This window comes from Sphingobacterium hotanense, from assembly GCF_008274825.1.
Lineage (GTDB): Bacteria > Bacteroidota > Bacteroidia > Sphingobacteriales > Sphingobacteriaceae > Sphingobacterium > Sphingobacterium hotanense.
In genome coordinates this window covers 293,585-314,406 of record NZ_CP030848.1, presented here as the reverse complement: position 1 = coordinate 314,406, position 20,822 = coordinate 293,585, and the positions used below count along the sequence as shown (strand labels likewise).

Below are 20,822 nucleotides of genomic sequence, written 5' to 3'. Positions count from 1 at the left end.
TTCGGTAATAGGTGTCGATTATCCGGGCAAATATCGCATTTTACAGGACAATACTATCCTGCACTCTCCTGAAAAAATAACAACGATCACTTTTTTAACCTCCGAGGGGCCTCGTATGCACTTCATCTGGAAGTTCAGTGCTTGGTATCGCACGTTGAGCGCGTTGCTACGCCATGTATAGCTTTCCTTTTGCCTGTCTAATTGACATTTATTCAAACGAAATAATCAGCGAGGTGTCCTTTGCTTACATACACTTTAAATTTTTATAATATGGCATTCACTACAGCAAACGAAGACAAGTTAACTAAGACGATCGAAACGCAAACGGCAAAAGTACCTTCAGTGGTATTCCTTGGTGCCGCATTAATTTCTATGGGTGTTTCTGCTGCCCTTAAATGTTGCAACTGGAAGGACGACAAAGACGCATTGTTCATCGGCCAATGGGCCGCACCATTTTTGCTACTGGGCATTTATAACAAAATAGTAAAAACGGAAGGGCATGATTAACAACAGCCCCCAAGGGGGCTTTTTTGTTTTGACACCACTGATCAGCCGCTGACGCGCGGGCACTTTTAATGCGCTAAGCTACACCCAGTATCTCACCCAAAAATGTCGCGGTGAAGGCTGCATACCACCCTACCATTTTACAGTAGTTCGAATAGTTTAAGAAGAATCTTGAACGGACGACCAATTAATAAAGGATTAACTTGAAGGTCCCTCGCATCCCCTATGGAGCTTTTTCTGGAATTGCGCCTTGCAGGCACCGCTGATGAGCTTAAAAAGCTCGAAGCACAGACGTTCGAGCAGGAAGTACGTTCGCTGGATTAACTAAGGATCGCCCCACGCGGTATGAGGAGGCTTCCCCAGGCCACTATGGGAAGTCTGAACCCTCCGATTGGAGAAATTTGCTGACGCATTCCTCGAGTTTATCCAAATCAAAAGGCTTGGGTAGGTAGCTGTTCGCTCCAGCCTGCTTTGCTAGCTTGGCGATATCACTATTGGCGGAGACTAGTATCACCGGAATCTTGCTGTACTCTTGGTGCGCCTTGAGCATTTGCGTAGCGAGGATGCCTCCGATCTCAGGGATCCAGTTATCCATCAAAATCAGATCAGGCTCGAATTGCCCAACTTTTTCCAGCACATCGTGTGACGTCGCGGATTGTCTTACCTGGTACCCCAAATCTTCCAGCACGATCTTAAAGACCTCCAGAACGTTCGGATCATCGTCAAATATTAATATGGTTTTCTTAATCATTTCTTGTTATTAGGTTTAATGTTATCCGCAGCTGCGGCAGATATTGTTTATCCATTTTTCTTCCAAATCTTCTGCGTCCCCCAACGTTGGAAATGGTCCGTATCGGCAGAGAATGCTAGCGTTTCCTTCGACCCTAGTCCAATAAAACCCGAATTCTCCAGACTTTCATTGAACAGGCTAATCACTTTGTTTTGTAGCGAGCGGTTGAAGTAGATCAGCACATTTCTACAGAGAATCAGTTGAAAACTGTTAAAAGAAGCGTCCGAGACGAGATTGTGCGTAGAAAACACCATTCTAGATCGAAGCTCTTCGCTAAATTGGATATAGCCATGGTTGGCGCAGTAATAAGTCGAAAGACCTTTGTCCCCGCCTGCACTTAGATAGTTGTTTGCATATTCAGGAACGCTTTCCATGGGGAAAACGCCCTTTCGAGCACGTTCGACCGCCATCGCATTTAAATCTGTAGCGTAGATCAATGTCCGTTCAAGCAATCCGCATTCTTTGAACAGAACCGCAGCACTATAGGCCTCCTCACCCGTAGCGCAGCCAGCAACCCACAAACGAATTAACGGGAAAGTACTTAAATAGGGGAGCACGGTACGCCGCAGCTCTAAAAAGAAGTCAGGATCCCGAAACATGGTGGTAAACGTGACCGTTACCTGCTGAATAAAGGGTGTCACTAAGGCGGGATCCAGACGTATCATCTCCAGCAACTGCTGAACGTCGTTCAGCCGCCAGACTGTGAGGATACGTTGAATGCGTCGAGTCAGCGAACTCCGGCTATAGTCCCTTAAATCAAAACCAAACTCGTTGAGAAAGGCCTGCGTGAACCACTCTAGGTCTTGTCCCTCAATCATTTTAACCGTGTCTTAAAACCTGTTTAATCTCCGCGATCAGCAGATCAATATCGACGGGTTTGGATACATACCCCTTCGCCCCTGCGAGCAAACATCGCTCTCGGTCGCCCTTCATGGCTTTCGCTGTTACCGCAATAACGGCAGGAAGCTTAACCTGGCTTAAGCTCTGCATCTCCTCGAGCACTTCAAAGCCATCAAACTCTGGCATCATCATATCCAAAAGCACCACGTCTACACTTGGATCGTTCCTGAGGATCTCCAGTCCTTCCTTCCCGTTCAAAATTCCATTGGCAGTTATGCCTCGAGATTTCAATGCAGTCTTGAGCGCAAAGATGTTTCGATGATCATCATCAATTATTAAAACGTTCATTTTTTCAATTTTCATTTATCGATCAAATAACCATACTCGCAGGAGTGATATCAACTGGTCTGTATCAACCGGCTTGGAAATATAGTCCGAAGCACCGGCACGGATGCACCGTTCCCGATCCCCAACCATTGCTTTGGCAGTCACTGCAATAATTGGCAGGCTCTTGAATCTGCTCTGCTCTCGAATCTTGGTAATTGCTTGAAAGCCGTCCATATTAGGCATCATAATGTCCATTAGCACGATTTCAATGTCTGGATTGCTCTCCAGCATTTGACAAGCCTCTTGTCCGTCCATGGCCGAAAATACTTCAACATGGTATTTTTCCAGTGCCCTGGAGAGGGAAAAGATATTGCGAATGTCATCATCGGCGATCAAGATCTTTCTATGCTGTAAGATATCGCCCAGGGTGCCCGTTGAAGGTGTCGAAGTGAGGCTCTTTTTCTGGATAGGGTGGTCGACCAAATGAAGGAACAAGCTTACTTCGTCCAGGATGCGCTGATAAGAATGCACGGTCTTCAGGACAATCGAGTCGGCGTATTCTTTGATCTTCATTTCCTCATGCCCCGAAAGGCTCTTGCCTGTAAAAACGATGATAGGGAGCTCTTCCAGTCCATTGTTACTTTTTATGGCCTCGAGCGTTTCGTATCCGACATTATCTGGAATTCCCATATCTAGGATGACACAGTCCACCACCCCTCGTGTTAACGCGTGTACGCTGTCCTCTAAGGAACTTTTTATTTCCGTCGAAATCTCGAAGCTTTCTAAATAGGTCGAGAGGGCCGCTGCGTGCTTTGGATTTTCCTCCACGATGAGGACTTTTTTTGGATCTTTCTTTAGCGCCTCATCGATTTTTGTAAAAATCCCCTGTAAACCCTCGATCTCAAAAGGTTTACGAATAAAATCGATGGCCCCTCTGCGGATACTTTCGTTTTTCTTCGCCTGTTCGGATGACATCATATGCACAGGAATATGCCTGGTCTGCAGATTGGCCTTCAAGGCGTCAAGGACCTGCCAGCCGTCCATTATCGGAAGCACGATATCCAATAGGATGGCCTTTGGCTTATACGCGATGGCTGCGGCAAGCGCCTTGTCGCCCCGCACAATTACGATACCTTTGTAGCCAGCGTCCTGTGCATAATTAAGCAAGATTCTAGCAAACACGGTATCATCTTCCACAATCAAAATGGTGTTTTCGCCTGGCTCAACATGCTTGCGATCATCGGGGATCTCCTCGGGGATCGTTGTGGCGAGCATCAACGACGGACCTTCCTCCACATGTGAAGGTTCTTCCCTGCCATCAAGGACCTTGTCTTCCAATTCGGATAGTTCGATCTGCTGTCCCTCGATGGGCAATACGAGTTTAAAGCAACTCCCTTTTCCCGGCTCGCTTTCCACGCTTATCTCACCCTGCAACATGCGGGCAATTTCTCTGCTAATGGAAAGTCCAAGTCCCGTTCCGCCAAACCGACGACGAGTAGATCCGTCTGCCTGTTGGAAGGCTTCGAAGACCAATTGCTGTTTCTCTGGTGAAATACCGATTCCCGTGTCGCAGACACTTAAGACAATGGCATCTTGGCGGTCCCCCGCATAGTCAAGACGCATGGTCACGCCCCCTTCTTCCGTAAATTTGATCGCGTTGGAAAGCAAATTGCGGACAATTTGTTCCAAGCGCATGCGGTCACTGGACAATTGCATATCCGCGGGCAACAAATTCTCTATATGGAAATAAAGTTCCTTTTCTTTGGTGAGCGGTCTGAACATCTGTTGTACATCGCGCAACAGGTCAGTGAGTAAAAACTGCTCCTTTTCAAGGGACATTTTGCCCGCTTCGATTTTAGACAGGTCGAGAATTTCGTCGATCAAGTTGAGTAGCCCGTTACCTGAGCTCCATATGACTTGTGAAGATTCAACTTGTTCGCTATTCAAGTTGCCTTCAATGTTTTCGCTCAGCACCTTGGAAAGTAAGAGAATGGAGTTTAACGGCGTTCGTAGCTCATGCGACATATTGGCCAGGAATTCCGATTTGTATTTGGTACTCAATGCGAGTGCTTCGGCTTTTTCCTGAATTTCCATATTGCGTACCGCGATCATTTGATTACGTTCCTCGAGCACCTGTGAGCGATTTTCAAGCTCCCGATTCGAAACGAGTAATTCCTCTTGTTGCGATCGAAGCTCTTCTTCAGATACGCGGAGCTTATTGGCCTGAGCTTCGAGCTCAGAATTCAGATTTTCTAACTCGGCATGTTGTACCTGCAGTTCCTCGGTCTGGGTTTGTGTTTCCTCCAGAAGCTGCTGTACTCGCGCGCGGCTTTGGGCCGCAGAAAGTGCCACCCCGATCGTTTCGCAGAAGTCCTGTACTAATTCGATTCGGTCTCCATCTAGGGGATTCCGGTTTCCCAATTCGATGACTCCGATACATTCCTTTTGATAAAGGACAGGCATCAGCACTATTTGTTTCACCAATAATTCACCATGGGTCAGAGAAAGTTGGAATTCCTGTGGAAAAAGATCATCCAGGACTTTGGGTGTCTTGCTGGTGTAGATTTCTCCAAGCAGGCCCTTAGAAAAGGGAACCTCCATCTCCGGCGCACATTTCAAGCCTACGCTGTACATCAATTTGAACATGCCCCTATCCACGATATAGAGGGCCCCGTTATCGCACTGCAAATATTGTCTAATAAATTGCAGGCTAAAACGGCTTACTTCTGCTACATTCTGGTTCCCCATAAGCCCCGCATTAAGCTCGGCAAGTCCGTCTTTACGCCACTGGTTCCAATGAAGTTGATGGAAATTTTGACGCAGGGATTCCGTCATTAGCTGCAAGCTATAGGCAATCGTTCCCAAATCATCTTGCTGCGTATCATCAATGGAGACTTCGTAGTTCCCTTGGGTGATTTGTTGTGCGATGCCTCGGATCAAGTTCAATCGCCGCTTCATCTCCGCATCTTTGTCGATGAGTTCTTGTTGCAATCTGCCGCGTTGGTTATAGTCGGCGCGAAGTTTCCAAAAAAACAAGGAGGTAATCAACAGGGAAAGAAATGAGGCTACGGCGATTAAGAGCGAGGTGGTCCATGCCGCATCGTCTAACTGCTGCGAGCGCTTCTCCACGCGACGTTCTTCTTGTTGTCGGATTGTACTGATCAGCGCACGACAGGAATCCATGATTTCCTTCCCCTCATCAAGCAGATTTGCTGACAAATCAGCTCGTGCACGGCGTTGCTGAATCAGCTCATCTAACACATCGATGCGCCGGCTGGCCAAGGTGGCCAACCTTTCGGCGCGTGTATGCTGTTCGGCCGGTAGCTCACCATTGAGGAGTTTGTCGATTCGCTGAGGTAAAAACGTCCGACTGTCCCGATAGGGGTCTAAAAATTTATCTTTTCCGGTAAGCAGGAAGCCGCGCTGACCGGTTTCTGCATTCTGAAGGTCGATGAGGATCAATTGTGCATTCGTAATATTTGCTTGCGACTGATCCATCAATTTTTTATTTGCTCGTTGTTGCTGTAAGGACAGGAACATGACGACCGAGGATGCCAACAGCACCAGCATCGAGAATCCAAATCCCAATTGCAGGTTTTTAATTACTTTCTGTGCCATTTGAATTTATTAAAGGAAGCGTGAAATAAAATGTGGAACCTTTTCCTAGCTCACTCTGAGCGCCACAGGTTCCGCCATGCTGACGGATAATCTCTTGACAAATATGCAACCCCAGACCCAAGCCTTGGAACTGAGCGGACGCTTCCTGAACGCGGTAAAATTTATCAAACACGTAGGGGATTTTGTGCCTCGGGATGCCGATTCCCTGGTCATGGACTTCCACTTGCAAAAAACCATCAGAAATGGCGGTATGTAAAGTGATCAGATCCGAGTGAGGCGCATATTTAACAGCATTAGACAAGTAATTACTTAAGACCTGTTCCACCCTGAGCGCATCGGCAATCAGCGGTTCATTAAGACGCTCACCCGTACGTTCAATGTGGAGGCGGCGGTGTTGATGGGTCATTAGTATCGATTCGATCACTTGATCGATCAAGGCGTCAATATTTACTTGATCCAAATTGACTACCAGGCCGCCTGATTCCAGGCGGGATATATCCAATAAATCCTGCACCAAGGAATGGAGTTTGCGAGACTGGTCTTGTACCTTAGCAAGATATCCGTAGGCTTTGTGATCAGCCATGTCTTTCATTGCTCGAAGGGCAATTTCCGCGAATGCTTTGATACTGGTCAAAGGCGTTTTTAGTTCATGGCTTGCCACGCTCAAAAACTCATCTTTTTTCTTTTCGAGTTGTTTCTGGACATCGATATCGGTCATTGTGCCCACCCAGCGGACTTGATCCTGATTTTGTACAATCGGCACTATTTTCAACAGGTGGTAACGGAACGTATTAGAGTGGCGTTCTTGAATCCTCACCTCTTTCTCCAGCGATTCCAGCAGGGACATACTCAGGCGCCACTGTTCAAAGATATGTGCATCTGTTGGATGAAGAACAGGCCAGCTGTCTTTATCCTCCGCATAGCGATACCATTGTTGATTAACGAAATCGACGTTGCCCTGAGCGTCGGTCGTAAAGGCGATCTGGGGCAACGCTTCCAAGGTAGCATTTAACTCTTCTAATTTGAGGGACAGTCCTTCCTGAGCTAATTGACGCTGCCGAACCTCGATTTGCAGAACCGCCTGCATCTTCTGCAGGGCATAAGTCTGTTCATACAGGCGATAAAAGGTCTTGACCTTCAGTAGCAAAATATCCGGATCAACCGGCTTGGTGATATAATCGATTCCGCCGGAATCGTATCCTTTAGTAATGTAATGCTTTTCGCGGTTGACAGCAGATAGGAAAAGAATAGGGATATCCTTGGTTTTCTTGGTTCCCGAGAGCGTCTCGGCAACCTCATAACCGTCCATTCCCGGCATTTGTACGTCCAAAATAATTAAGGCGTAATCGTGTTTTAAACATTTCTTCAATGCTTCCTCTCCAGAAAGCGCAGAATCCACCTGAAAACCTTTTGCATGCAAGGTCTTTTCAAGGGAGTAAATGTTCTCTTGCTTGTCGTCAACAATTAGAATCATTCAAAAAATAAATTTCGTTTAGGTACGGCGAGCAAAGGCTCTTTGCTTGGGCGTTCCCTAGATAGATGAATGCACTAAATTATCAAAAATAAACGAAAAATACCCGCCGGTGCCTCGAAAGCTCCCCATAAGGTTACTAATACAAAATTTCACGTATAAATACGTTTTTTTTGTGACGATATACGCATTCCTAGCCGCGCCTAGAAGACCGGAAGATACCATGGAAGGATTCCTGGCTGCATCTAGTAAAGCAGATGTTCACCTTTTTTTGACTTCTTCATGTGTGAGTTCAGGGCTTTTCAATCCATTCTCCCAGTGCTGTTCGGAGCGTATTGTTGGAACCGGGGGGCAGCACAGTCGCTACGATACTATTTTCTGAGCATCTGCCCAGGAGTCCTTCCAAGGCCATAGCGTTCCTCTGTACGCCACTTGAAAACAGTTAGCTATCATTTTTTCTTATTTGTTGATTAAAGAACTGACTGATCAATAAGTAGCCAATTAGATTTCATATCGCCAGCTATAAGTGTGTTGCGCATTTCGTTCATCAGGCCGTGCATGTTTGGTGAAATAGGTCCGAATAGTAGAAGCTTTCTCCGAGCAGACCCTACGCGATTTGTAAAAATCATGCAACTCTAACTAGTCATCTGCTGCGCGCGGCGCGCATAGCTATTGATGACCATCCATCGCTCGTATCCTAGATACAAAAAGCAATGCAGGACAATTTAGCTCAAGCCGATTATCCCAGCGACCATGCTGCATACGTCAAATCTTTAAATCTGTGGGAATTTGGTCCCGTGGCTTTGGCACTCCAAACCTCCGTACTTATACCCGTTCTCACATTTAAAACAAGCCTTTACAGAATTTCGCTGTCCAACTCAAAACTAAGACAATGAAAAAGAAAACAATAAAGATGCCCGAGATCGATGTCGAGCTCTTCATCCAACGACATGCTCTATATATCAAACACTCCCAATCGACAGAACGCGCAATAGCCTACGTGGAGGAAACACTTAAAGCCTTCCCCACCGTAAAAAATCGCGTCAAGGTAGTTATCATGAATGATTAAGATACACCTAACTATAGGATCTCGGCCTTATCATAGAAAAACATTTAGGGATCGAACTGGTCGATAACTCGCCGCCCTATAGCAGGCCTTAGGGGTTGGTGGACCAAGCCATTTTCATAGCGTAATGAACATTATTTCCGTTCAGCGGTTCTCCTTAGAAGGGACGAGTTTCCCACGGATACGAATGATAAGCAGAATCTATGAAAAAGAATAATAGTAAGGACAGCAAAAGTAAAAAGAACTTAAACGAAACCCTTGTCGAGCTCATCGAGTGCAATTTACAGCGCATCGAGCAATACAGCTTTTTAATCGAGCACATCGATCAACAGCGCGAACCAGAACTACAGGAGACACTCGAATCGGCGATGCAAGACTCTCAACGCTTCAAAACCCAGCTACAGCAACTCTTAGAGAGCGGAGAACCAGGATGTGAGCCTGATGCGGTCTTACAAGAGATTGCCAACCAAACAGGCGTGGAAATTGCAGTTATTCCACAAGCGCTGGAAACCGAATCTATGCTCATAAAATCCTATCAGAAGGCCCTCCCTTTGTATACGGAACAAGAGCAAATTGAATTTTTGTTGAAGGGACACCTGCTTTGCATCCAGCAAACGCTTGATAAGCTGGAATATCGAAGTCCCTTTTCAGGGGATTGAGCCTGTGACAATTAGCACATTAACGAAATACGAAGGCTTCTCTGGTAGATCGAGCAGATCATCACACCCAGGTTGAAGCCCTACCTTTAAGTAAGAATTCTACTGCTGGAAATTATGGAATACCGACCGTATGATGTATGGTAGGTCGCCGCCGGAATCAAGGAAGGATCGAAATCTCGTCGACGTTGGAAACGAGGCGCTAGCGCTAATCGCGTCATTTAAATCACAACTGGGGGAACAACACGGTTCTGATAGTACTGGTTGGTTGCGCCAAATGAATACCTGATTCCGAGGATTCAGGAAGCAGAAAATCTCGAGAGATCATCTATCCGGGCGACTGCGTGCGCGTTATAGCTAATAGCTCCGAATTGGCGTGGAATGCATATGCATCGGTAAAAGCGGATTTGGAAAGCTTATTTCCACGGTTCCGCGTATCATGTAGATGCTGCCGCCTAGAAGATGAGATAGGAAAAATAACGCCAAGGGCCCACGGCCCATAACCCGATGGAAGGCAGCGGGCAAACGACTACTCATAAAGGCTTAACAAGAATGTTCTGAGCGATCACTAGCCCAGAACATCTCTTCAAAAACATCGGCGCTATCGAACCGACCTTTGGAGCTCCTGCGCATGTTCCAGATGCTTGGATATGACGGGAGTGGTTTGTTTCGCATATTGTTTCAAATCCTCATGCTCTAGCGACTCTGCGCCCGTTTTCATTAGCGCAAGTGCTTCTCGATGGCTTTCCACCATAACATTTGCATATGCTAAATCAAATTCCGCAGCCTTCCTGCTGGACAGGTCATCGTATATCTTTTTGTGTTTTTCCGCTAAGCTTTCCGGCAGGACAATCTGATGATGTGCTGCCAGCTGCTGCAGCTTTTTGTTGGCCGCGCCATGGTCGGCAATCATTTTCTCAGCAAAGGCCTTCACCTCAGCGTTTGCAGATTGTCGTAAAGCCAGATTTGCCAGATTGACCTCTGCCATCCCGCTGGAGGCGGCGTGCAGAACAAAGCTGGTATCGCCCTTTTCCCGATCAAGTGCAACGGGATCCACAGTCCCTGCATCACTCAAAACGCTATCGGTAGTATCTTTCTGCTCATCGTTGCGAGTCGCACTGTTTCCGCAGCTACTCAGCGCGGCGCACAGGAAAATAGAACCGGCCATTATCATTAATCTCGTCATAACTATAATGTTTAAAGTTAAAAAAATAGCAAAGCCATTTGCTCTGCATCTTACCAATGAACCACTGGGAGATTATTTCGTTTTTTTGAATGTGATAAAGGGAGTACCGCCTAAGGACCCTATCGAGCGGGCCAAAGAAGATAATGGTGCCGATAACATTACTTTCAGCCTATAATGGCTATGGATAGGTATGGATACGGCTGGAATAATTGGAGACTACTCGCGATTTTTAAGTAGGATTTTCTTTCGTGCCGGGAAAATGACTACGCTGACATTCCACGCTTATTCATAAAAAAATATCCATCATTGAGGATAGCATAGCGAACAAAACTTTCATGTTTCCATTAAAACACCTATAGGCATGAACGTTTTTGATAGCCTTTGCAAACAGACATATCCAGAAAAAAAGCTTTATAACATGCTAATCCTTCGATGCTAAAGATCGCCTCTTTTCTCACCAGCTGGGCGAGCGCGAAGCGCTAAGAAGGGTTTGAATAACAATGATTAATACGCTACATACGGAGCGGCGAGCAGACCATTCCTTCCGCATTGCACTTAAACGTTCGATCAAAGGAAAGTCTTCATGAGGATCCAGCAAAACGGGCAAGCATTTAACTGCGTGGCTGGTATACATCGGGGTATTCTCCAAGAAAAATCGCCCGATCGTTTGCTCGCAGGTACCACTCTCTACCATCAATGGTATAGACCGTGTGAAGCTCTCGGAGCTCGCTGTTCCTCAAGATAGAACAAGGAACCCAAAGAAAGCTGTTCGAAATCCTGTGGGAGCATAACGGGAAAAGTCATTGATTTATCGACCGTCGTAATACCGGACGTTAACAGATCTTTCGCTGTCTTAACGATGGAGAACAGTGGAATTGGAAGCATAGCTGTTTTTATTAGTAGGACAAATGGCTACGCCATCGGTTCGTTTTTTTTTACGATCAGACAAAAAAGCGCGCCCCAAGGTAAGGCAAAGGTACTATGCAACGGCTTAAATGCCGTATAACTCAGCGGGTCAATGGATAAGAAAATTCAACTAGTGAAACGATCTCGAGGCTGGGCAGCTTTGCTGGATGGGTCAACGGAAACCCCGCTTAATTTTCAAAAAGTGGTGGAACTTTTGGAGCCGGACGCGCTTGGTGTACATCTTCTCAAGATTATGTTTCGTTGTTTTACGCGGCAATGCGGCTATTCCGCTTTGCAAGGTTCTCAGCGAGTGATCCAAAAACTCTCGATAGGTCCCCTGTCCGGTTGTAGGTAATGCTCCAGGTGGTGAAAAAAGAATAAGTCATACTCACTAGGGCTGAGCTTTATGACAGCCGTACGAAAAAACTCACTTTCATTATATCGCCAAGTAAACCACCCAGTTTTTAAGTCATACGGATGATGAAAAATGGCAAAATTAGCCCTTGTTTTATAGTACTTGCCGCGTATTCTCGACATCTAGTTTACTATTTTTCCGATGGCCTCATCCCGCTGACTTTACCCCTACCCTTCTTCCACAGCTGTTCTAATCGCATGTTCAAAAATTTCTGCCCACCCAAAGAACGTTTCTGAGATTCAGTTTTTTTCATATTCGAGAACTCCATTCCGTGCTAAACGCTTCTAAGACTCTTGCGAATGTGAGCACAACCCGGCTGTCGGGCTTAGACAATTTCACCAAACAGGCAGCCCGTAGCGACTGGCCAGACTACAAGGGTAGCTTTGGCGGAGTTCCATTCTATTTCGCAGATATAGATAGACCAACCATCTTTTTATATACTAATCAAAATCGAAGAAGTCGGAAAGAAAAGATTTCTTTTTTTTCTGGTAGTTCCGCTGGCCATAGTGGTCATTATGCCTATCATGATTCCGGTTTTCCGAATAATCATGTTGCCTGCGGTCGTAATCATACCGGTCATTATCCTTCGGCCGACTTCTTTCCTCAGCAACCGGGGCTTGTGAACTTAAATTTTGATTTCCAGCATAATCTAACAGTTTATCCAGTTCGCCTTTATCAAGCCAAACCCCTCTGCAGTTCGGGCAGTAATCTATTTCTACCCTGTGTCTTTCAGCTATTAATAGCGTCTGGTTACAATTCGGACATTTCATACCATCGTAGTTGATTCGCTTCAAAATAGCTTTTTTTGAAACAAACACCTAGAAATAGTTTCATTTTTTTACACTACCTAGCACAAAACCTTAACATTTTCCATCTATTGGACCTCTTTTACAGGAAGCTAACTAACAGGCTTCCTGACTCAGGATAGGCCCAACCACCTGGATATATTTGTTTAAGCCAGCGTCCTATCGTCTCAAAGATCAAATTGACCAAGCAGCAGGATGGATTGGGAAATGAGCGACTATGGAACACCCTAGATCGCAGAAGCTCTGTGACTAGAATCAATGCAAGGATAAAATTTTAACTCCTTACCTCAAGGATCGCATGCCAATCAACTGGCTGCAAAAATTGAGGGCAGAAACCCGCTCAAAATCACGATCTGAGGGATAACGTTTTGAACTAGCGTATGGCATCCGTTTCAGATGGAATATCCACGCTTCCATAAAAGCCACTTCCCTTAAATCAATTCTAAATAAGGAATTTAGGAAGATGAAAACCCTAAATGGAACGAATATTGCCTAATATCATTCACTTAATATTTGAACTCACTATAGAGCTTCAAACAGAATTATCCCTAGGAAAATGAAATGCACTCGTGAGACTCACACTAAAACAATCTTTAAGTTAAAAAAGACTTTACAGCTTTTGCTCATCGCGGCATCCAGTTTTCTTGCAGTATGGTACTTCCTGGAGTTCTCCCTCCGCTAAGCTCGATTGCTCAACCTTATCGAGCGAACCCCGAAGCATGGGGCACCAAGCGAGCGTGCCGAGTGAGTCCCGCCAATTCTCTTGCCTGCGAACGACGTAAACCACGTTTGGAAACAACCGCCGAGGGTATCGCTACCGACGATCGAAACTCCGTTTTGCGCTTGACAACCCTAGGCGTTATGATCGTTTCGCTATCAGGCGGGACGCTCCAAATGGAAAGGCACTACACCTGGGCATAGACATCGGCAATGCTTGGAGTCGTCCGGTCAAAAAGTCCCTTTTCTCCTTAACAAGCTTTAACCAAAACGTCCCCATATCCTGTGGAGGCGACGGAACTTAATCGGGAACGAACTTGGGATTAACGCCAGTGGAATACATAATGCCTTCCAAAAGCGTTTTCCAAATAGATTTGAAAAAAGGGTGCTCCGCTACGCGTTGCTGCGCTATTTCTGCGCGACGATATCGCTCATTCGCATCGGGATTACTATCGTTGATGATAAACTTGTTCGCGAAAAAAGAAACAATAGCTTTCTTTCCCCCGCCCTTGCTTGGTTTGTTAAGTATCTCCAAACCAAAACCGTGATATTTAAAATCCATTGTTCCTCTGCTGTTCCACTCGTCCGCCTGTATATCAAAGGCGGCATGGCGCAAGCTCCCAGAAGCGACTCGAATATTGAGCAGTGGAGTCAGAATACTGTTGAAGTGCAGCATCGACATGAGGCTCAGGGAACCGCGGTAGGAATATGCTCCTTTGGGGCTCAGGAGATTGAACTTGAATAATGCTTGGAGTTCTCCCTGACCATAAATGCGACCCCTCAAATCTGCCACCAGTAACGGCTTCTTGCGTAAAACTGTCGTGTCGTTGGTCACGTTGGCGAGACTGCCATGAATGGCATTGAAGTCTATCCTACCCTGTCTTCCATATTTTTCGCCGATCTCCTGATAGGAAAGATCGAAATCGCTGATTTTTATGTGCGGTATGCTAAAGCATATCGGAATCTGCATCAGTTGCTGGGCAGGGGATTGCCCTATTTTTGATACCGTTTCTTTCTGGAAGCGTTTATCCTTGAACAGCTCCAGGGTTCCTTTATCGATATTGGCCGTTTCTGCGATAAGCTTCCCGGATTTGCTCAGCTGTAAAAAGTCAACACCGGATATCGTGAAGCTCCTCAGGACCAAATCGATTAACGCTTTATTCTGGCGGTCCTGCCTGACATAATCTGCTCTAGAGATGCGCGGTGTAAGCTTAAGTTGACCAATCGACACCTCTTTGTGGCGAGAATTCACTGCCAGTTCCTCCAAATGGAGCTGGTAAGGCGTCTGGGGGAGATCAATTTTCCATTTAGGAATGGTTAGCTGAAAATCAGTAAATAGAAAAATCCGGTCGTTGTCGTCCCGGGTGCTGCTATCGATTAAAAATCCTTTGGCTGAAAACTGAAGTTCCTCAATACGCCACAGGGGCCTCAGGGGACGTGCAGCATTTTTATAAGAAAGGTTCAAAGAAGCTATCGAAAACTCATCTACCGCTAGGGAATTTATCTTCTGGCGAACTGACACCAAGATCTTCTGGTAGCCCGACTCACTATTCCCATCGCTAGAAGTCCTGGAAATATCAAGCATAAGGGTATCGATCGTTATAGTTTTGATCGAAATCTTTTTGCTGAAAACGGCAGGCCATACCGAAAGCCCGTTGATCGACACCCCTTCTGCCTGAAACTCCCAGGGCTGAAACGCGTCCTTTTCCCGCAGGGCTACAGCGCTGTCGGAAGATGCACGTAGATGTTCTATGTGCAGGCGAAGAGGAAAGAGTTCCAGTCGGGCACCTTCGAGCGTTAGGTTGAATTTGCCCTGTGCACTTTCCTGCAATTTTCTCGTCAGTGTGCGCTCTAAAACAGGGCGCAGCGAGAGGCCGAGTACCACGATGGTCAGCACGAAAGCAGCGACCAGCAGCACTGTTCTGCCAGGTACCTGATAAAGGAAGTGACCTTTTCTTTCAATCATCACTATAAAGAACAGCTACTAGGACAGATAGTTCAGCTGGCACTACAAATTGACCCAAACCATTCAGCTGAAATCTGAGGTAGCGAGCGATCAGCAGCGCTAGCCCCGGGGAAAGCCGTTCCTTGCTTAAGAACAGGGTAATGAAAAGGTAGCTACGTCAATTTATCCCCCACTTTGCTTGTACCCTTAAAAAAGGTGACCAAAAAATTCGTGCCCTTGTTTTCCTGGCTTTCGAAATGGATGTTACCTCCTAACCACTCTACCATAATTTTGATTACCCATAGTCCTATCCCATGGGAATCTTCTCCGTTTAAAGCTTCTCGTTTTGCCAGACTAAATTTGGTAAAAATATCCTCTTTCAGATGGTCGGGAATCCCAATTCCGTTGTCTTGTACCGATAGCTCGATTACAGTCTCCTTTTCTGTAGCGCAGAGCGTTACCGTGCCCCCTTTGGGCGTAAACTTGAGGGCATTAGAAATCAAATTATTGAATACCTGGATGAGCTTGTCGCGGTCAGTCTCCATATATATATGTTCTTTATTGGACCGGAACAAAACTTCGATGCCCAACTCGCTTTGCATAACCTTATATTGATCGCTCAGGTTCCGCAGGCTATGCACGATATCGTGGCGATCTGTATTCAAAGGCACGCTCAGGGTCGCGAGGAACTCCTTCTTCAAAAATGTACGAATCATCGAAATATTGCTTTTGCAGATGTCTTTCGCCGCTGTAAGCGCCTCCTGTACCATTTGCACCTCCCCTAGCTGAGCCTTGCGTTGTGCAAGGTCTATCAAATTGACGGCAGTCGATAGCGCACCAGCCACATCGTGACTCAATATGGTAAGAATCGCATTCTTTTTCGCATTATGTTTTAATAAATTATCGTTGTACTCCACGTTTTGGGTAATGTCTTCAATTAATGCGAATACCTGTCCCCCCTGCTTGATTGGGTAGAAGTTGCACTTTAGATGACGAATGTCCTCGCCGAGGAAAAATCGCAGGATAAGCCCTTGGATTGCCTTATGTTCGCTAAACGGTAACAAAGACAGTAGCCGATCACGGTCTTGGGCATGTAAATGCTTAAGAAAATCTTCAAACGTGCCCTTTATGGACAAAAACTTGAATCGCTGGCGGAATAGCTGATTTGTATCGGTAATGCGTCCACTGTCCAAATCGAAAGAAAACATCAGGAAATGGGTGTTGTCCGTAAGCGGAGGGATTGGCTGCGTATCCATTTTTTAGGTTTTGGTACAATTTAATCAATTATTTCGCTTTATCCATCATGTGTTGTTGCGATCTCCGTTTATATTCCTTCGCGGACGTGTTTATTCTCTTTAAACATCCATCTCCGTCCGAGACATAACCAGGTCAGCTCAGCCCATACCTTTACGCTTTGCTGAGGCAGGAGTCTTATCGGAAAAACAAAAAAAGTGAATAGTAATATATGATGTTGCTATCGCGCGGTATATGGAACGTCATGCCTTATTGCTTAAATGCTCGCCCTGCTTTGGCGGGGTTGTGCGCCGAGTAGAGGGACCTTTAAAAAAAGGATCGCATCTTAAAAAGCTAGTCAAAGCCACGCTTTAAACTAACTCGCTAGAAGCTGGAGGGCAAACATCAGCTGGCCCCGCAATTTTCTCATGATGTCCCACTGCTCACCCAGTTGATGGCTTCATTCATCTGCGTATGGGAATACGTTTTGAAAGTCCCAATCATGAGCGCCGAAAAAACAGGCGTTATTTTTTCTACCATCTCATTCCCGGTTACGATCGCAGCACGGTTCCACTTTGTCAAATCACGAATCCCTGCCCAAGCATCCTGCAGCCAGGCTCCAATAGTGAAATCTGCGGGGGAGGTGTCTAAAATTAAAATAAAATTAATTTCATCAATCTTGCTCACTAGATCTGCTATGGCTGGTAAGACGACTTCTTTAAAATCCTGTGCTGTCACTTCGCCCCAAGCGCGGAAGGCAACTATATTCTGGGGCATCCCTGTTTCTTGTTTGATCATGATCTTTTTCTTCAAGAACACCTGCGCTCCGAATTAGTTGTCAAAGGGCTTCGCAATATCCAAATATCATAGGCTGTGGTATCGAGCAATCGCTCACATTTGTGGTTTCCTACCCTCCTGAAAGAACGTCTCAAACAGCGAAGAAGGAGCCGCTTTATGCAGCGGAATCAAACCATACCTGTTCCTTTGAGAAGAAGGGCGTCTATTCAATGACCATTGCGGCAATCCTCCAGCGGCCGAACGGAGCTACTGGCTCCGTAGGTAACACTCGATGAAAGCCACCAAAATGGAAGGACACAGCTGTAGAAAGACGCCTCTTTTCTCTCCAAGGAGATTAAGGGCAAGCAGGCTGGATTCCATGCTCCACAGCAGACCCGTCGTCAATAGCCAGATAAAGCACTCCCTTTCACGGAATAAAATTGAAACAGCAAGAGCAGCACTCGCCAGCACGCTATGGAAGGCAAGCCCCCATCGAAAAAGGAGGGCTCTGCGATCCAGCGGCAGACGCTTTTGGGCTCCTCGTGCCCGGCCAACTTGCGAAACATTCATGTAGAAGTTGCAAAGGACTAAGAGTGCTAGCAAATAATCTCTAAAACTCTCTGTAGCAGGAGATGGAAAAAGCATACGCATGTATTACATTTGGTCGTTGAATAAATTCTTCATGTTCTCGATAACATTAATGGATCGTTGGCCGCCAGCCACTTCATTTGCGGAAAGATGACGCAACGCTAGCGTGAAAAAGAACGTGAAAATATAGATTAATAAAAATTGCATGGCAACATCCTTGAAAACAAGTGCAGTCGTAGTTTGTTCCCTTAGTATGGCGACTCAATTTAATGAAATTATACAAGAAATGCCAGCTCGAAATGAATCAAACCAAACCCGAAAAAGATGAGTAATATCCGTGACACCATTTCTGCCAGTAACATTTATAAAGAAACGCTAGCAGGCTTACGAAGCTTCCCGAAACACTTGAACGCTAAATATTTTTATGATAAGCGGGGCGACGAACTATTTCAGCAGATCATGGTGATGCCCGAATATTACCCTTTCGACTGTGAATTAGAAATCTTTCAGCAACATAGCCCGAGAATCGCGAAATTATGTGGAGCCGAGGATCAGCCGTTGGACATTATCGAACTGGGGGCCGGGGATGGGCAGAAAACGCGGTATCTCCTTCGTGCTATCCATGAGACTTCGCCTGCTTCACGCTATCACCCGGTCGATTTCTCCGAAAACATTCTCGCGCAGCTTAAAAGCCGGATAGCGGAGTATTTACCTGCCATGGAAGTGCGGCCTTTGTCAGGGGATAATCTGGAGACCCTCCCGCAGATTAGCCGAGCTGCCGGTTTTCGAAAGCTCGTACTTTTCCTTGGCGGAAATATCGGTAACATGGAATCTTCGGAGATCAAACATTTCTGCACTGCGCTCCGGCAGTCCTTACGTGCGGGCGACCTCGCACTGATTGGCTTCGATTTGAGGAAAGACCCAGAGACTATACTCCGTGCCTATAACGATTCCAGCGGATTAACAGCGGCTTTCAATAAAAATTTGCTGCTGCGGCTCAACCGGGAGTTGCAGACGAATTTTGACATCGATCGGTTCAAACATTATCAAACTTATGATCCTATTACAGGCGCTTGCAAGAGTTATCTGATCAGCCTAGCGAATCAAACCATAGCACTTCTGGAAGAACAAATTGTTTTTAAAGAATTTGAACCTATTTATATGGAGATCTCGCAAAAGTTTACGGTAGAGCAGCTTGAGGAACTGAGCAGTGCGTGTGGATTTAAGATGGTAGCGGAGTTTACCGACCACCGTCATTGGTTCTTAGATGTTTTATGGGAAGTACAATAAGCTTAAAGATATGATCAGACAACAAAACACACAGCAACAGGGTTTGTGGGAGCGCTACAGAACCACGCGTACGCAGACCGAGAGGATTTGCCAGCCCCTTGCCACGGAAGACTTTGTCGTACAGCCAGTTGAATTCGTGAGCCCTCCCAAATGGCATCTGGGGCATACGACTTGGTTTTTCGAGACCTTCATTCTTCGGCCCCACCATAAAAAATATCGACCATTCAACGAAAATTTCGACTTCGTATTCAATAGTTATTATGAGTCCCTGGGCGCCCGTGTCATCCGAACAGATCGAGGCAATCTAAGTCGCCCCACAGTAAACCAAATATATGACTATCGCCACTACGTTGACCAGCAGATGCAGGCTTTCTTGCAAAGCAGCATGCTCAGCAGGGAACTTTTCCATCTGATTGAGCTTGGGTTGAACCATGAACAGCAGCACCAAGAACTGCTATGGACTGATATAAAATACATTTTGGGACATAATCCGCTTTTTCCAGCTTACAGTACCCAGAATCCGATAGAGCGACCCTGCCATTCGGGAACAGACAAGAAGATCGTGAATCTACCGGCGGGGCTCTATGATATTGGCTATACTGGCGAGGGTTTTTGCTTCGACAACGAACTGGGCAGACACACGGTGTTTCTGGAGGACTTTGGCATTGCCAATGAATTGGTGAGCAATGGCGAGTACCTGGATTTTATTTTGGACGATGGCTACGTTAATTTTAAACATTGGCATGCCCAGGGATGGGACTGGGTCCGGGAGCACAGAATAGGAGCGCCCCTCTATTGGCATCGGATCGATGGCGAGTGGTTTCACTATACCCTTTCAGGCCTGAAAAAACTGGACCTCACATGCCCTGTAGCACACGTTAGTTACTACGAAGCTGCAGCCTATGCTTTGTGGAAGAGTGCCAGGCTGGCAAGCGAAGCTGAATGGGAAGTTGCGGCCGAGCACCTGAATTGGGGGCAGCGTTGGGAATGGACAGCCAGCGCCTATCAGGCCTATCCGCGTTTTAAAAAATCAGCGGGAGCCATTGGCGAATATAATGGCAAGTTCATGGTCAATCAACAGGTCCTCCGTGGATCTTCAGTGGCCACGCCCACCGGACATAGCAGGACAAGCTATCGAAATTTCTTTCACGCGCCCCTGCGCTGGCAGTTTACTGGGATCAGACTCGCCTTTTAATCCAATCAATAGACAGATTGATAGCCAGGTGAATGCGCATATTAGTGCATAAAAAATCGAGAACCGTCGGTCCGCCGTCGCGATGAGTATAACCATTCTTTTATTAAGCTGCCTAAACATTCCTAGTGGTAACGAAAAGCGAAACTAGGATTGCCTCGCGCCTTTCTCCCTGCCTAGCGTGTTGATTGGATCATCTCCAAGGCTTCCTTCTGCTCATACCCTTGTGAAGCCCACAAGCCTCACGTATCGGTAGTTGCGAAACTTAAATAGTAGAAATTCTCAATTAATCCATCATGTTGCTTTTTGTAATTACTTTCAAAATCCCGCTCGAAAGTGCATACAGTGATAGCATTTCATTCAACTTTTAAAGAGATTTAAAATGGTGAGTCAAGAACAAAGTGCTAAACGATTTCTAGTTATATTATTGCCGCCTTTCTTATATTTCACTTCCGAAGTGATATTATTTAGATTCGACTATTTTCCTTTCATTTT

The 20,822-nt window shown here is 46.0% G+C and carries 18 protein-coding genes; 6 read left to right on the top strand and 12 right to left on the bottom strand.

Going from position 1 to position 20,822, the window contains the following annotated elements; genetic code table 11:
• Nucleotides 1-270: 270 nt before the first annotated feature.
• Entirely contained in the window at nt 271-507 is a 237-nt protein-coding gene (locus DSM08_RS01345) for a hypothetical protein (RefSeq protein WP_149524456.1), read from the top strand.
• Between the two features lie 364 nt (nt 508-871).
• Here the strand turns inward: DSM08_RS01345 and DSM08_RS01340 are convergent, their stop codons facing one another.
• Genes DSM08_RS01340 through DSM08_RS01320 form a run of 5 tightly spaced genes read right to left on the bottom strand, consistent with a single transcriptional unit; the run spans nt 872 to nt 7,553 of the window.
• Nucleotides 872-1,255, bottom strand: coding sequence for a response regulator (locus DSM08_RS01340; RefSeq protein WP_149524455.1), 384 nt, complete (start codon nt 1,253-1,255; stop codon nt 872-874).
• Between the two features lie 47 nt (nt 1,256-1,302).
• Complete coding sequence (locus DSM08_RS01335) at nt 1,303-2,112, bottom strand: CheR family methyltransferase (RefSeq protein ID WP_149524454.1); 810 nt, start codon at nt 2,110-2,112, stop codon at nt 1,303-1,305.
• Nucleotide 2,113: 1 nt separating this feature from the next.
• The gene (locus DSM08_RS01330; protein WP_187773939.1) at nt 2,114-2,482 is read right to left on the bottom strand and encodes a response regulator; all 369 of its coding nucleotides are present in this window, start codon (nt 2,480-2,482) and stop codon (nt 2,114-2,116) included.
• A 15-nt stretch (nt 2,483-2,497) separates the two neighbouring features.
• Nucleotides 2,498-6,079 (bottom strand): response regulator, encoded by a 3,582-nt coding sequence (locus DSM08_RS01325; protein WP_149524452.1) that lies wholly within the window; start codon nt 6,077-6,079, stop codon nt 2,498-2,500.
• A complete protein-coding gene (locus DSM08_RS01320; RefSeq protein WP_149524451.1) occupies nt 6,060-7,553 on the bottom strand; it encodes an ATP-binding response regulator in 1,494 nt (497 codons plus the stop codon). The genes DSM08_RS01325 and DSM08_RS01320 overlap by 20 nt, the downstream gene beginning before the upstream one ends.
• Before the next feature lie 889 nt (nt 7,554-8,442).
• Here DSM08_RS01320 and DSM08_RS18985 point away from each other — a divergent pair.
• Nucleotides 8,443-8,619 (top strand): hypothetical protein, encoded by a 177-nt coding sequence (locus DSM08_RS18985; RefSeq protein WP_187773938.1) that lies wholly within the window; start codon nt 8,443-8,445, stop codon nt 8,617-8,619.
• 200 nt (nt 8,620-8,819) lie between these two features.
• On the top strand, nt 8,820-9,275 hold the full coding sequence (locus tag DSM08_RS01315; protein ID WP_149524450.1) for a hypothetical protein: 456 nt from the start codon (nt 8,820-8,822) through the stop codon (nt 9,273-9,275).
• Nucleotides 9,276-9,873: 598 nt separating this feature from the next.
• Here the strand turns inward: DSM08_RS01315 and DSM08_RS01310 are convergent.
• The 3 genes from DSM08_RS01310 to DSM08_RS01300 all read right to left on the bottom strand — a co-directional run bounded on the left by DSM08_RS01310 (nt 9,874) and on the right by DSM08_RS01300 (nt 12,573).
• Entirely contained in the window at nt 9,874-10,458 is a 585-nt protein-coding gene (locus DSM08_RS01310) for a DUF4142 domain-containing protein (RefSeq protein WP_149524449.1), read from the bottom strand.
• 693 nt (nt 10,459-11,151) lie between these two features.
• Entirely contained in the window at nt 11,152-11,343 is a 192-nt protein-coding gene (locus DSM08_RS01305) for a hypothetical protein (protein ID WP_149524448.1), read from the bottom strand.
• Nucleotides 11,344-12,219: 876 nt separating this feature from the next.
• Entirely contained in the window at nt 12,220-12,573 is a 354-nt protein-coding gene (locus DSM08_RS01300; protein ID WP_246172388.1) for a TFIIB-type zinc ribbon-containing protein, read from the bottom strand.
• A gap of 663 nt (nt 12,574-13,236) precedes the next feature.
• Here DSM08_RS01300 and DSM08_RS01295 point away from each other — a divergent pair.
• A complete protein-coding gene (locus DSM08_RS01295; RefSeq protein WP_149524447.1) occupies nt 13,237-13,506 on the top strand; it encodes a hypothetical protein in 270 nt (89 codons plus the stop codon).
• A 97-nt stretch (nt 13,507-13,603) separates the two neighbouring features.
• On the opposite strand, the gene DSM08_RS01290 is transcribed toward DSM08_RS01295, so the two are convergent.
• The 4 genes from DSM08_RS01290 to DSM08_RS18980 all read right to left on the bottom strand — a co-directional run bounded on the left by DSM08_RS01290 (nt 13,604) and on the right by DSM08_RS18980 (nt 18,052).
• A complete protein-coding gene (locus DSM08_RS01290; RefSeq protein WP_149524446.1) occupies nt 13,604-15,268 on the bottom strand; it encodes an AsmA family protein in 1,665 nt (554 codons plus the stop codon).
• Nucleotides 15,269-15,420: 152 nt separating this feature from the next.
• Nucleotides 15,421-16,503 (bottom strand): sensor histidine kinase, encoded by a 1,083-nt coding sequence (locus tag DSM08_RS01285; protein ID WP_149524445.1) that lies wholly within the window; start codon nt 16,501-16,503, stop codon nt 15,421-15,423.
• A gap of 403 nt (nt 16,504-16,906) precedes the next feature.
• Nucleotides 16,907-17,278, bottom strand: a complete 372-nt coding sequence (locus DSM08_RS01280; RefSeq protein ID WP_149524444.1) for a SpoIIAA family protein — start codon at nt 17,276-17,278, stop codon at nt 16,907-16,909.
• Between the two features lie 633 nt (nt 17,279-17,911).
• Nucleotides 17,912-18,052, bottom strand: a complete 141-nt coding sequence (locus DSM08_RS18980) for a hypothetical protein (RefSeq protein WP_187773937.1) — start codon at nt 18,050-18,052, stop codon at nt 17,912-17,914.
• Nucleotides 18,053-18,169: 117 nt separating this feature from the next.
• Here DSM08_RS18980 and DSM08_RS01275 point away from each other — a divergent pair, with 117 nt between their 5' ends.
• The gene (locus tag DSM08_RS01275; protein WP_149524443.1) at nt 18,170-19,135 is read left to right on the top strand and encodes an L-histidine N(alpha)-methyltransferase; all 966 of its coding nucleotides are present in this window, start codon (nt 18,170-18,172) and stop codon (nt 19,133-19,135) included.
• A 10-nt stretch (nt 19,136-19,145) separates the two neighbouring features.
• Nucleotides 19,146-20,330 (top strand): ergothioneine biosynthesis protein EgtB, encoded by a 1,185-nt coding sequence (egtB, locus tag DSM08_RS01270; protein ID WP_149524442.1) that lies wholly within the window; start codon nt 19,146-19,148, stop codon nt 20,328-20,330.
• Nucleotides 20,331-20,822: the final 492 nt, after the last annotated feature.

Bases quoted from the DNA above. Each gene is read 5' to 3' on its own strand.
- DSM08_RS01285 (WP_149524445.1), bottom strand. From the start codon at position 16,503: ATGGATACGCAGCCAATCCCTCCGCTTACGGACAACACCCATTTCCTG.
- DSM08_RS01310 (WP_149524449.1), bottom strand. From the start codon at position 10,458: ATGACGAGATTAATGATAATGGCCGGTTCTATTTTCCTGTGCGCCGCG.
- DSM08_RS01320 (WP_149524451.1), bottom strand. From the start codon at position 7,553: ATGATTCTAATTGTTGACGACAAGCAAGAGAACATTTACTCCCTTGAA.
- DSM08_RS18985 (WP_187773938.1), top strand. From the start codon at position 8,443: ATGAAAAAGAAAACAATAAAGATGCCCGAGATCGATGTCGAGCTCTTC.
- DSM08_RS01290 (WP_149524446.1), bottom strand. From the start codon at position 15,268: ATGATTGAAAGAAAAGGTCACTTCCTTTATCAGGTACCTGGCAGAACA.
- DSM08_RS01335 (WP_149524454.1), bottom strand. From the start codon at position 2,112: ATGATTGAGGGACAAGACCTAGAGTGGTTCACGCAGGCCTTTCTCAAC.
- DSM08_RS18980 (WP_187773937.1), bottom strand. From the start codon at position 18,052: ATGCAATTTTTATTAATCTATATTTTCACGTTCTTTTTCACGCTAGCG.
- DSM08_RS01295 (WP_149524447.1), top strand. From the start codon at position 13,237: ATGGTACTTCCTGGAGTTCTCCCTCCGCTAAGCTCGATTGCTCAACCT.
- DSM08_RS01275 (WP_149524443.1), top strand. From the start codon at position 18,170: ATGAGTAATATCCGTGACACCATTTCTGCCAGTAACATTTATAAAGAA.
- DSM08_RS01345 (WP_149524456.1), top strand. From the start codon at position 271: ATGGCATTCACTACAGCAAACGAAGACAAGTTAACTAAGACGATCGAA.
- DSM08_RS01305 (WP_149524448.1), bottom strand. From the start codon at position 11,343: ATGCTTCCAATTCCACTGTTCTCCATCGTTAAGACAGCGAAAGATCTG.
- DSM08_RS01340 (WP_149524455.1), bottom strand. From the start codon at position 1,255: ATGATTAAGAAAACCATATTAATATTTGACGATGATCCGAACGTTCTG.
- DSM08_RS01315 (WP_149524450.1), top strand. From the start codon at position 8,820: ATGAAAAAGAATAATAGTAAGGACAGCAAAAGTAAAAAGAACTTAAAC.
- DSM08_RS01325 (WP_149524452.1), bottom strand. From the start codon at position 6,079: ATGGCACAGAAAGTAATTAAAAACCTGCAATTGGGATTTGGATTCTCG.
- DSM08_RS01330 (WP_187773939.1), bottom strand. From the start codon at position 2,482: ATGAACGTTTTAATAATTGATGATGATCATCGAAACATCTTTGCGCTC.
- egtB (WP_149524442.1), top strand. From the start codon at position 19,146: ATGATCAGACAACAAAACACACAGCAACAGGGTTTGTGGGAGCGCTAC.
- DSM08_RS01280 (WP_149524444.1), bottom strand. From the start codon at position 17,278: ATGATCAAACAAGAAACAGGGATGCCCCAGAATATAGTTGCCTTCCGC.